We start from the raw sequence: 12,259 nt of genomic DNA on the forward strand, positions 1-12,259 counted from the left end.
CCGCCCCAAACTGCTGCAGGCAGGGGGCGGGGTCGGCCCGCGCTGGCCGGTGTCTGGCATTCGCAGCCTTGCACGGCAAGGCCCGGCGCGCGTTCCGGCCGTGACCCCGGCACATGATAAACTCGGCGTTTCGCGCCAATCTATCCATTCCTCGCCCGGCCGCCGGGGAGCCCGCTTACCAGGGGCGTCAATCCGGTCCCGCGCAGGTGAAAGCAATCGATGATCACGGGCCTTCTCAAGAAAGTCTTCGGCAGCCGCAATGAGCGGCTGATCAAACAATACCGCCGCACGGTGGCGCAGATCAATGCGCTGGAGCCGAAGTTCGAGCAACTCTCGGACGACGACCTGCGCGGCATGACCGAGACCTTCCGGCAGCGCCACGCCGGCGGCGAGTCGCTCGAAGCGCTGCTGCCCGAGGCTTTCGCCGTGTGCCGCGAGGCCAGCAAGCGCGTCATGAAGATGCGCCACTTCGACGTGCAGCTGATCGGCGGCATGGTGCTGAACGACAACAAGATCGCCGAAATGCGCACCGGCGAGGGCAAGACGCTGACCGCGACGCTGGCCGTGTACCTGAATGCCATCACCGGCAAGGGCGTGCACGTGGTGACGGTCAACGACTACCTGGCGCAGCGCGATGCCGAGTGGATGGGCCGCCTGTACAACTACCTGGGCCTGTCGGTGGGTGTGAACCTGTCGCAGATGGCGCATGACGAGAAGCAGGCTGCGTACAACGCCGACATCACCTACGGCACCAACAACGAGTTCGGCTTCGACTACCTGCGCGACAACATGGTCTACGACCCGTCGCAGCGGGTGCAGCGGCCGCTGAACTACGCCATCGTCGATGAAGTGGACTCGATCCTGATCGACGAGGCGCGCACCCCGCTGATCATCTCGGGCCAGGCCGAGAACCAGACCGACCTGTACCAGCGCATGAACGGCATCCCCAGGCTGCTCGAGCGCCAGATCGGCGAAGAGAAGGCCGACGGCACCGGCGTCGAGAAGCCGGGCGACTACTACGTCGACGAGAAGGGCCACCAGGTCTACCTGACCGAGGCCGGCCACGAGAAGGCCGAAGAAATCCTGGCGCAGCAGGGCCTGATCGGCGAGGGCGAGTCGCTGTACGCGCCGCAGAACATCACGCTGATGCACCACCTGTACGCCGCCCTGCGCGCGCACAGCCTGTTCCATCGCGACCAGCACTACGTGGTGCAGAACGACGAAGTCGTGATCGTCGACGAATTCACCGGCCGCCTGATGACCGGCCGGCGCTGGTCCGACGGCCTGCACCAGGCCGTCGAGGCCAAGGAAGGCGTGACCGTCCAGCAAGAGAACCAGACGCTGGCGACCATCACCTTCCAGAACTACTTCCGCATGTACACCAAGCTGGCCGGCATGACCGGCACGGCCGATACCGAGGCGTACGAGTTCCAGGAGATCTATGGCCTCGAAGTGGTGGTGATCCCGACCAACCGCCCGGCCCAGCGCAAGGACCAGCAGGACCAGATCTACAAGACCGGCAAGGAGCGCTACGACGCCGTGGTGCGCGATATCCGCGACTGCTACGAGCGCGGCCAGCCGGTGCTGGTGGGTACCACCTCGATCGAGACTTCTGAATACCTGTCGGGCCTGCTCGAGCGCGAACAGCTGCCGCACCAGGTGCTCAACGCCAAGCAGCACGCCCGCGAAGCCGAGATCGTGGCGCAGGCCGGCCGTCCCAAGATGATCACCATCGCCACCAACATGGCCGGTCGCGGTACCGACATCGTGCTGGGCGGCAACGTGGAAAAGCAGTCGGGCTTTATCGAAGCGGACCCGAACCTGTCCGACGCCGACAAGGCCGCGCGCATCAAGCAGCTCGAGGACGAATGGCATTCGCTGCACGAGCAGGTCAAGGCTGCCGGCGGCCTGCATATCGTCGGCACCGAGCGCCATGAATCGCGCCGTATCGACAACCAGCTGCGCGGCCGCGCCGGCCGCCAGGGCGACCCGGGTTCGTCGCGCTTCTACCTGTCGCTGGACGACCAGCTGCTGCGCATCTTTGCCGGCGACCGCGTGCGCGCGATCATGGAGCGCCTGAAGATGCCCGAAGGCGAGCCGATCGAGGCCGGCATCGTCACGCGCTCGATCGAATCGGCGCAGCGCAAGGTGGAAGGCCGCAACTTCGACATCCGCAAGCAGCTGCTGCAGTACGACGACGTCGCCAACGACCAGCGCAAGGAAATCTACAAGCTGCGCAACGACGTGCTCGAGGCCAATGACGTCGGCGAGATGGTCGCCAACCTGCGCGAAAGCGTGCTGGTCGAGCTGTTCCGCGACCACGTGCCGGCCGACACCATGGAAGAGCAGTGGAACATCGCCGGCCTGGAAGCGCGCCTGCGCGAGGACTGGGGCCTGGAAGTGCCGCTGGCGCAGACCATCGAGGGCGCGCAGAGTATCGAGGACGAAGAGCTGCTCAACCTGATCATGAAGGCGGCGACCGAACGCTACGACGGCAAGGTCGCGATGGTCGGCCGCGAGTCGTTCGCCGGCTTCGAGCGCTCGGTCATGCTGCAGAGCATCGACACGCACTGGCGCGAACACCTGGCCGCGCTGGACCACCTGCGCCAGGGCATCCACCTGCGCGGCTATGCGCAGAAGGATCCCAAGCAGGAGTACAAGCGCGAGTCGTTCGAGCTGTTCGCGCGCCTGCTGGACGTGATCAAGAACGAAGTCACCCGCGTGACCTTCAACGTGCAGATCCAGTCGCCGGAGGAACTGGAACAGGCTTCCGAGGAGATCGAGGAAGGCCTGTCGCACCTGGAGAACGTGCAGTACAAGCACGACGAGTTCGCCGAAGGCCGCGAGCCGGTCGAGGAAGCGCCGTCGCAGCGCACCGGCACTGCCATGGCCGCCGCCGAACTGGCGCTGGCGGGCATGCCCAAGGTCGGCCGCAACGATCCGTGCCCGTGCGGCTCGGGCAAGAAGTTCAAGCAGTGCCACGGCAAGCTCAGCTGAACTGAGCCGCGCCGGGTGCCCGGTATGACGTCGGTCCCGCAGCGCGGGGCGTGACGCAACAGGAAACGAACATGCCCGCCCCTCGCGGGCATGTTCGTCTGATGACAAGCAAGTCGCGAGCAGGAACATCGAGGAGTCCTACATGCCCGTCAATCTTCCGCTGCCCCAGGCAGAGAACCTGAAATCCGTCGCCGGCGTGGAGCTCGGCTGGGCCGAGGCGGGCATCCGCAAGGCCAACCGCAAGGACGTGCTGGTGGTGCGAGTGGCCGAAGGCAGCACCGTGGCCGGCGTCTTCACCAGCAACCGCTTCTGCGCCGCGCCGGTGCAGGTGTGCCGGGAGCACCTTGCTGCCGCGGACAAGTCGGGCAAGGGCATCCGCGCCCTGGTGGTCAACACCGGCAATGCCAACGCCGGTACCGGCGAGCAGGGCCTGGCCAATGCCCGCGCCACCTGCGACGCGCTGGCCGCGCAGCTGGGCATCAGCGCCGACCAGGTGCTGCCGTTCTCGACCGGCGTGATCCTCGAGCAGTTGCCGATGGACCGCCTGCTGGCAGGGCTGCCTGCCGCCATCGCCAATGCCAGGGCCGACAACTGGCTGGCCGCGGCGGAAGCCATCATGACCACCGACACGCAGCCCAAGGTCGCGTCGCGCACGGCGCAGATCGACGGCAAGACCGTGACGCTGTCGGGCATCAGCAAGGGCGCCGGCATGATCCGCCCGAACATGGCGACCATGCTGGGCTTTATCGCCATGGACGCCGCAGTGGCGCAGCCGGTGCTGCAGGGACTGGTGACGCACGCCGCCGATCACTCGTTCAACAGCATCACCATCGACGGCGATACCTCGACCAACGATTCGTTCGTGCTGATCGCCTCGGGCAAGTCCGGTGCCGTGGTCGACCGTGCCGAAGGCCCGGCCTTCGAAGCGCTGCGCGATGCCGTGACCGGCCTGGCGCAAGAGCTGGCGCAGATGATCGTGCGCGACGGCGAAGGCGCGACCAAGCTGATGACCATCCGCGTCGAAGGCGGCAAGGACGTGGCCGAGTGCCGCCAGATCGCCTATGCGGTCGCGCATTCGCCGCTGGTCAAGACTGCGTTCTACGCCTCGGACCCCAACCTGGGCCGCATCCTGGCCGCGGTGGGCTACGCCGGCGTGGACGACCTCGATGTCGGCCGCGTCAACCTGTGGCTGGACGATGTCTGGGTCGCCCGCGACGGCGGCCGCAATCCCGACTATCGCGAGGAAGACGGCCAGCGCGTGATGAAGCAGGCCGAGATCACGGTGCGCATCGCGCTGGGCCGCGGCAATGCCGAAGCCACGGTGTGGACCTGCGACCTGTCGCACGACTACGTGTCGATCAACGCCGACTACCGTTCCTGAGCCCGTTCCATCCTGCCCGCGCACGCGGGCAGGGCGCAAGAATCCATTCTCCGCCCCGCCATGTCCGACCTCGCTGCCCGCCTCGACAACTTCCTCTCACGCCTCGAACAATGGCTGCCGCCGCAACTGAACGACGCGGACTGGCAGGAGGCGGTAGCGTTCCGCTGGCGCAAGCGCCAGAGCCTGTTCGGCAATATCGGCTACCTGCAGCCGGTGCGCCAGCTGCCGCCAATCCACCTGGACGACCTGAAGAACATCGAGCGCCAGAAGGACGCCATCGTCGCCAACACGCGCCAGTTCGTGAACAGGCTGCCGGCCAACAACGTGCTGCTGACCGGCGCGCGCGGCACCGGCAAGTCGTCGCTGATCAAGGCCTGCCTGAATGCCTTCGTCAAGGACGGCCTGCGGCTGGTGGAGGTCGACAAGGATGACCTGGGCGACCTCGGCGATATCGTCGAGCTGGTCTCGACCCGGCCCGAGCGCTTTGTCATCTTCTGCGACGACCTGTCGTTCGAGGAAGGCGAGTCGGGCTACAAGTCGCTGAAGTCGGCGCTGGACGGCTCGGTCGCGGCGCAGTCGGACAACGTGCTGATCTACGCCACGTCCAACCGCCGGCACCTGCTGCCGGAGTACATGAAGGACAACGAAACCTACCGCCACACCGACGACGGCGAGATTCATCCTGGCGAAGTGGTCGAAGAGAAGATCTCGCTGTCCGAGCGCTTCGGGCTGTGGCTGTCGTTCTACCCGCCCAAGCAGGACGAGTACCTGGCGATCGTCGGCCACTGGCTCAGGCACTTCGGCTGCACCGACGAAGACATCGCCGCCGCGCGCGGCGACGCGCTGGTGTGGGCGCTGGAGCGCGGCTCGCGCTCGGGCCGCGTGGCGTGGCAGTTCGCGCGCGACTGGGGCGGCAAGCATGGCCAGCCGTACATCGCCGACGTGCCGGGGAACGACAAGGCATGAGCGCGGCCATGGACAAGCCCGCGGAGACCGCCGGCAACCCGCCGCGCAAGGTCACCGAAGTCGCCGTCGGCGTGATGGTGCAGCCGGATGGCCGCTTCCTGCTGGCGCAGCGCCCCGCGGGCAAGCCGTACGAGGGCTACTGGGAATTCCCCGGCGGCAAGCTCGAGCCAGGGGAGACCGTGGAAGCCGCGCTCGCCCGCGAGCTGCATGAGGAGCTGGGGCTGGACATTACCGCGTGCGAGCGCTGGCATGTGCTCGAGCACGACTACCCGCACGCCTATGTGCGGCTGCATTTCTGCAAGGTCACTGCCTGGCGCGGTGACCCGGTCGGCCGCGAAGGCCAGGCCTTTTCCTGGCAGACGGTGCCCGTGACGGTCGCGCCGCTGCTGCCGGCCACCATTCCGGTGGTCGAATGGCTGGGCGAAGAAGCCTAGGGCACAGACCCCGGGCCGGCCCTGCCTGACCTACCCGCGCCCCGCGGCGCCCGTGATTGCGCCGATCGACGGCGTGTGGCTGGGCCTGGCGGTCTTCGTGCTGGTGTGCGTGGGGTTCTACCGCCGCGTACTGGCGGCGGCGCACTGAGCGGACTGTGCGGCGGAGGCGATTACGTCAGTCGTCCTCGTCGCCGGGCAGGTCAGGCGAGGGCGTCTCGCCCGGCTTGCCGCCAATTACGTACTTTTCGGACGCCCAGGCGCCGAGGTCGATCTGCTTGCAGCGCTCGGAACAGAACGGGCGGAACTTGTTGTCGGGCACCCAGGCCACCTCGGTGCCGCAGGTGGGGCATTTGACTACAGCGGGCATGGCTTCAGACTCAGGCTTCAGAAATTGCAGAGTTTCAGCAGGAACGGGATATCGGCATCGACCGAGCGCGGCCGCAGGTCGCCGTCCTGCTGCGTGAAACGCACCCACAGCATGTACTTGTTCGCGCTCATTTCCGGGATGAAGGCCAGCAGCGAGTCATCCAGCCACACCTGCATCAACTGGTAGCTGCGCCCGGACAGCATCTGCTGGTAGCTGCCGCCGGTGGCGATGACCTTGCCGCTCTGGCCGGCTTCGCGCAGCAGGCGCAGCACGATGGTGGTGCCCATGCGCAGCGACACCAGCGGGCGCGCCCACTTCAGGATATCGGCGCGGCGATCCTCAGCGGGGCGATGCTGCCACGCGTAGTAGGCAGGCAGGTCGAACTCGCAGGTGCCGCCGGGAATGATGGCACGGCTGCGGATGCTGGTCAGCCACTCGTTGTCGGTCAGCAGCTGCCCGGCCTTGCCCACGGTCTGGTTGAGCATGGTGATGCCCTGCTCGATCTCGCCGATCACGCTGTCCAGCGCTTCCTGGTCGATCTGCGGGTTGGCGCGCAGCGGCGCCAGCGCCTGGCGCTGGCGTTCCAGTTCCTTGATCAGGTCGGTCTTGAGGTCGGCGCGGCCGGCTACGTCGATGATCTCGAACAGCGTGGTCAGCGCGACATGGTGCTGCTGGGGATGATCCTGGCCGAGGAAGTATTCCAGCCGATCGAACAGGTCCTCCAGGCGCAGGAGTGTCCTGATGCGTTCGTTGAAAGGGTATTCGTACAGAATCAAGTGCTATGTCCGTGCAGGGCGCCGGGCGGGCCCCTGTGAGGAGCAGGCCCGGTGCGGAATGTGGCCCGGGGAACGCCGGAAGGGGCTGGGTGGACTGTGTCGGAGTGATCCGCGGTGTCCAATGCCCGCAGTATGCGGCGATTTCCCGGCATGTTCCAGCGCATTCTATGCGAGACCCGGGCCGAGGACAATGTCGGACGCGCGTTCGCCGCGTGCCGCCGGGCCGTGCCCGCGCATCATGCGCCAGCTTCGGGATGGACCTTTCCGGACGCCGACAGTTCGCGGTAATAGCGGTCGAGGCGGTCCACCTGTGCCACCAGCGCATCGACCGGCCCGTCGTTGTCGATGACGTCGTCGGCACATGCCAGCCGCGCGCGCCGCGTTGCCTGCCTGGCCATGATCGCCTGCACCTGTTCGCGGCTGAAGCCGTTGCGCGCCATCACGCGCGCCACCTGGGTGTCTTCCGTGCAGTCGACCACCAGCACCCGGCCCACGCGCTCGCGCCATGAGCCGGACTCGACCAGCAGCGGCACCACGTAGATCAGGTAAGGATGCTCGCCGGCGTCGCGGACCGCTTGCGCATGCTCGTTGGTCAGCGCGCGGATCAGCGGATGGGTGATGCCTTCGAGGCGCGCCTTGGCGGCCGGGTCGGCGAACACCAGCGCGCGCATCGCGTCGCGATCCATGGCGCCGTCAGGGCGCAGGCATTCGGTCCCGAAGGCCTCGACCAGCGCCGGGATGGCACGCCCGCCCGGGGCGGTGATCTGATGGGCGAGCAGGTCGGTATCGATGATCGCGGCGCCGCGCGCGGCGAACATGTCGGCCACGCGGGTCTTGCCGCTGCCGATGCCGCCGGTCAGTCCGATTTCCAGCATGTGGGGATGCCGTGAAGGCCAGTTGACGATGTTGCCGTCACAATACCAGCTTCACGGCAGTACGGTCAGCGGCAGCACACCGGAGCCGAACACCAGCACCACCAGGCCCGCCAGCGCGATAAAGGGGCCGAAGGGGAAGGGCGTGTCGCGATCCTGCCGGCGCAGCGCGATGCTGGCCAGCCCGAACACCACGCCGGCCACCGATGACAGCAGCACCAGCGCCGGCAGCGCCTGCCAGCCAAACCACGCGCCGAGTGCCGCCATCAGCTTGAAGTCGCCGAAACCCATGCCTTCCTTGCCACGCACCAGCCGGAACAGCCAGTACGCCGCCCACAGCACCAGGTAGCCGGCGGCGGCACCGATCACGGCATCGGCCAGCGGCACGAACAACCCGCCCAGGTTCAGCACCAGTCCCAGCCACAGCAGCGGCAGCGTGATCTGGTCCGGCAGCAGCTGGGTGTCGGCATCGATCAGGGTCAGCGCCAGCAGCGCCCAGACCAGCACCAGCGCCGCCAATGCCTGCACGCCAGGGCCGAAGCGCCACGCCACCAGCCCGCTCAGCACGCCGCAGGCCAGCTCCACCAGCGGATAGCGCGCACTGATCCGGGTCTTGCAGGCCGAGCAGCGCCCGCGCAGCGCCAGCCAACTCAGCACCGGCACGTTTTCCCAGGGCGCGATCGCGTGGCCGCAGTGCGGACAGGCCGAGCGCGGCACCATCAGGTTGTAGCGGGCGGGGTAGGGCAGCGGATCGCCGCGCAGCTCGGCGATATAGTTGGCTTCCTCGCGCTCCATCATGCGCGGCAGCCGGTGGATCACCACGTTGAGGAAACTGCCCACCACCAGGCCCAGCACGGCCGTCACCGCCACCATGAAGGCAGGCGGCAGCGCCGCCAGTGCCTGCAGCAATTGCCCGCTGCCGGCGGGAAACGGCGAAACGGAATACGCCAGCGCCATCGCTTACACCACCTGTCCCAGCTTGAAGATCGGCAGGTACATCGCCACCACCATGCCGCCGATCAGCACGCCCAGCACCACGATGATGATCGGTTCGATCAGGCTGGAGATGGCGGCCACCGCGTCGTCGACCTCGCGCTCGTAGAACTCGGCCACCTTCAGCAGCATGTTGTCGAGCGCGCCGGATTCTTCACCGATCTGCGTCATCTGCAGCACCATGTTGTCGAACACGTGCGTGGCCTGCATGGCGTTGGTCAGGCTGGTACCGATGCGCACCGACTGTTCGATCTCGCGCGTGGCGTCGTAGTAGACCCAGTTGCCGGCGGCGCCCGCCACCGACTCCATCGACTCCACCAGCGGCGTGCCGGCGGCGAACATGGTCGCCAGCGTACGCGTCCAGCGCGCAATCACCGCCTTGCGGAACAGGCTGCCGAAGATCGGCAGCTTCAGCAGCGCGCGGTCGGACCAGCGCTGCACCTTCTCCGACTTCTTGCGCGCCCGCAGGTAGAACGTGATGCCGGCCACCGGCGCGCCGATGACCAGGTACCAGTACTGCACGAAAAAGTCCGAGATCGCGATCACCAGCAGCGTTGGTGCGGGCAGGTTGGCGCCGAAGCTGGAGAACACGCCCTTGAACGCCGGGATCACGAACAGCATCAGGATCACGGTGACGGCAAAGGCCACCGTCAGCACCGCGATCGGATAGATCATCGCCGACTTGATCTGGCCCTTCAGCGCGATGGTCTTTTCCATGTAGAGCGACAGGCGCTCCAGCAACGCATCGAGGATACCGCCCTGTTCGCCGGCATCGATCAGGTTGCAGTAGAGCGTGTCGAAGTACTTCGGCTGTCGCCGGAATGCCGCCGCCATGCTGCTGCCCGATTCGATATCGAAGCGGATCTCGGACAGCAGCTGGGTAAAGTTGGGATTGGCGTGCCCGCGCGCGATGATGTCGATCGACTGCAGCAGCGGAATCCCCGCCTTGAGCATGGTCGACAGCTGCCGGGTGAAGTAGGCGATGTCCTTCTCGGTGATCTTGCGCCCGCGCGCGGCCTTGCGCTTCTTGAGCTTGACGATGGTCAGGCCCTGCTTGCGCAGCGTGGCGGTGACCTCGGCCTGGCTCTCCGCGCGCAGCTCGCCGGTGAAGGTCTTGCCCTTGCGGTCCTTGCCTTCCCATTCGAAGATGTACTGGGTGGGGGCCTTGCGCCCCTTGCCTGATTTTGCCCGCGACGGTGCTGCCGTCCGGGCGCCCGCCGCTGGTGCGCGCGTCGCCATGTTGTTGACCCCCGGTGTAAATGACGTTTCTGGTACGTCTTGTATTTACGTTGTGACTTGACTCAGTTGCTACGTATTCGTGGTCGCCAGCACCTCTTCGAGTGACGTGACGCCCGCCCTGACCTTCAGCAGCCCGGCTTCGCGCAACGATAGCACGCCATCCTTGCGCGCCTGCTCGGCGATCTGCAGGGCGGTGCCGTGCGACAGGATGATCTGCTGCATGGCCTCGGTGATCGGCATGACCTGGTAGATACCGCAGCGGCCCTTGTAGCCGCTGCCGTTGCAGCGCTCGCACCCGACCGGATGGTAGGGCTGCCAGCTGCCGTCCAGGTCGTGTTCGCGGAAGCCGGCGTCCAGCAGCGTCTCGCGCGGCAGCTCGCCGGCGCGCTTGCAGGTGCACAGCCGCCGCGCCAGCCGCTGCGCCGTGATCATCAGCACGCTGGAAGCGATGTTGAACGGCGCCACCCCCATGTTCATCAGCCGCGTCAGCGTGGTGGGGGCGTCATTGGTGTGCAGCGTCGACAGCACCAGGTGGCCGGTCTGCGCGGCCTTGATCGAGATATCGGCGGTTTCCAGGTCGCGGATTTCGCCGACCATGATGACGTCCGGATCCTGCCGCAGGAACGAACGCAGCGCCGCGGCAAAGGTCAGGCCGGCCTTGTCGTTGACGTTGACCTGGTTGATGCCGGGCAGCTGGATTTCGGCCGGGTCCTCTGCGGTCGAGATATTGATGTCGCCCTGGTTCAGCAGGTTCAGGAAGGTGTACAGCGACACCGTCTTGCCGCTGCCGGTGGGGCCGGTCACCAGCACCATGCCGTACGGACGCTTGATGACGTCCAGCAGCAGCGCCTTCTGTTGCGCCTCGTAGCCGAGCTGGTCGATGTCGAGCTTGTCGGTCGACGATTCCAGGATCCGCATCACGATCTTCTCGCCGAACAGCGTCGGCAGCGTCGAGACGCGGAAATCGACGGCTTTCTCGACCGTTTCCCTGGCGTCCTTGTCCTTGGGATCCTTCGCGTCCTTGCTGTCCTTGTTGTCCTTCGGATCCTTGGGCAGCGCGATCAGCAGCTTCATGCGGCCGTCCTGCGGCACGCGCTTTTCAGAAATATCCAGCCGGGACAGGACCTTGATGCGGGTGGCAATCTTGTCGCGGATATCCAGCGGCGGCCTTGCCACCTCCTGCAACACGCCGTCCACGCGGAAGCGGATCCGGTAGAAGGTCTCGAACGGCTCGAAATGCAGGTCGGACGCGCCGCGGTGGAAGGCTTCGGTCAGCAGCTTCTGCAGGAAGCGCACCACGGGCGCGTCGTCGATGGCATCGGCGGCAGTGCGGTTGCGCTGCGCGCCGGCGGCCGCCACCGGGTCGTACTCGATCATCTTGCGCTCGGCCTGCACCGGCGAGATGTTCTTCAGCGTGCCCAGCGCCTCGCCGGCGGAGCGCACGTGCTTCATCAGCTTGTCGTGCTCGACCACCACCGCTTCGACCGGCACCTTGTACTTTTCCTTGATCGCGTCCAGGCCGGCCTGGTTGGACGGATCGGACAGCCCGAGCACCAGCCGGTTTTCGCGGCGGCCCAGCGGCAGCAGGCGGTGCGCATGGAATTCGCGGTTGCCCGCCAGCCCCGGCGGCACCTTGGTCAGGTTGTACTGGTTCAGGTCGAGCAGCGGCAGCTGGTACTTGTCCGCGGCAAACACCGCCAGGTCGTGCGCGCTCATGGTGCCGCTGCCGACGATCTCGTCGATCAGCTGCGACTGCTTTTCACGGGCGGCCTGCTCCAGCTGAGCAAGCAGGGCGGGCGCGATACGCCGGCTCTGGGCCAGGGCAAGTCCGAGTGTCATGACAGGTGCGCAGTGGTTGGACAGTGGCCGCCGGCCACGGACGGACGATACGGTTCACGTCCTGGGATCGGGGCAGTTTGCCGCTGGGGTCACTTTTTGTAAAGGCGACGGCGGGACGTGTTGGCGTTTGCGCGACACGGGCGCAACCCTACTTGCGCGGGGGCAGGGGTGGCCATGAGGATCGGGAGGGCAGAAAGACAAAAAGCCGAATCAACTTTCGTTGATTCGGCTTTTTTTTTTTTAATCTGGTCGGGGTGAGAGGATTCGAACCTCCGGCCTCTACGTCCCGAACGTAGCGCTCTACCAGGCTAAGCTACACCCCGATTTGTTTTTGCTTGCCGTCGCTGGGCGTCAGCAGCAAAGAAGGTAACTATAACAGCGTTTTTCCTGAAATG

At 66.3% G+C, this 12,259-nt stretch carries 10 protein-coding genes and 1 tRNA gene; 4 read left to right on the top strand and 7 right to left on the bottom strand.

What is annotated here, in order from left to right:
- The first annotated feature begins 219 nt into the window (after positions 1-219).
- From secA to E1J61_RS32765, 4 genes are all read left to right on the top strand, one after another.
- Positions 220-2,997, top strand: coding sequence for a preprotein translocase subunit SecA (secA, locus tag E1J61_RS32750; RefSeq protein WP_133098001.1), 2,778 nt, complete (start codon positions 220-222; stop codon positions 2,995-2,997).
- Between the two features lie 142 nt (positions 2,998-3,139).
- On the top strand, positions 3,140-4,378 hold the full coding sequence (argJ, locus tag E1J61_RS32755; RefSeq protein WP_133098002.1) for a bifunctional glutamate N-acetyltransferase/amino-acid acetyltransferase ArgJ: 1,239 nt from the start codon (positions 3,140-3,142) through the stop codon (positions 4,376-4,378).
- A gap of 60 nt (positions 4,379-4,438) precedes the next feature.
- Positions 4,439-5,344, top strand: a complete 906-nt coding sequence (locus E1J61_RS32760; RefSeq protein WP_133098003.1) for an ATP-binding protein — start codon at positions 4,439-4,441, stop codon at positions 5,342-5,344.
- On the top strand, positions 5,341-5,778 hold the full coding sequence (locus E1J61_RS32765) for an NUDIX domain-containing protein (RefSeq protein WP_133098004.1): 438 nt from the start codon (positions 5,341-5,343) through the stop codon (positions 5,776-5,778). The genes E1J61_RS32760 and E1J61_RS32765 overlap by 4 nt, the downstream gene beginning before the upstream one ends.
- 175 nt (positions 5,779-5,953) lie before the next feature.
- Here E1J61_RS32765 and E1J61_RS32770 read toward each other — a convergent pair whose 3' ends face one another.
- The 7 genes from E1J61_RS32770 to E1J61_RS32800 form a co-directional block, all read right to left on the bottom strand.
- A complete protein-coding gene (locus E1J61_RS32770) occupies positions 5,954-6,145 on the bottom strand; it encodes a DNA gyrase inhibitor YacG (protein WP_029048086.1) in 192 nt (63 codons plus the stop codon).
- 17 nt (positions 6,146-6,162) lie between these two features.
- Entirely contained in the window at positions 6,163-6,921 is a 759-nt protein-coding gene (zapD, locus tag E1J61_RS32775; protein WP_133098005.1) for a cell division protein ZapD, read from the bottom strand.
- A gap of 236 nt (positions 6,922-7,157) precedes the next feature.
- Positions 7,158-7,796 (bottom strand): dephospho-CoA kinase, encoded by a 639-nt coding sequence (gene coaE / locus E1J61_RS32780; protein WP_133098006.1) that lies wholly within the window; start codon positions 7,794-7,796, stop codon positions 7,158-7,160.
- Positions 7,797-7,847: 51 nt separating this feature from the next.
- Positions 7,848-8,750, bottom strand: a complete 903-nt coding sequence (locus E1J61_RS32785; RefSeq protein ID WP_133098007.1) for an A24 family peptidase — start codon at positions 8,748-8,750, stop codon at positions 7,848-7,850.
- 3 nt (positions 8,751-8,753) lie between these two features.
- Complete coding sequence (locus E1J61_RS32790) at positions 8,754-10,025, bottom strand: type II secretion system F family protein (RefSeq protein WP_133098008.1); 1,272 nt, start codon at positions 10,023-10,025, stop codon at positions 8,754-8,756.
- Positions 10,026-10,094: 69 nt separating this feature from the next.
- Complete coding sequence (locus tag E1J61_RS32795; protein WP_133098009.1) at positions 10,095-11,864, bottom strand: ATPase, T2SS/T4P/T4SS family; 1,770 nt, start codon at positions 11,862-11,864, stop codon at positions 10,095-10,097.
- A 246-nt stretch (positions 11,865-12,110) separates the two neighbouring features.
- Positions 12,111-12,187: transfer RNA gene (locus tag E1J61_RS32800), tRNA-Pro, on the bottom strand.
- Between the last annotated feature and the right edge of the window lie 72 nt (positions 12,188-12,259).

The organism is Cupriavidus sp. L7L (assembly GCF_004353535.1).
Taxonomy (GTDB): Bacteria; Pseudomonadota; Gammaproteobacteria; order Burkholderiales; family Burkholderiaceae; genus Cupriavidus; species Cupriavidus oxalaticus_A.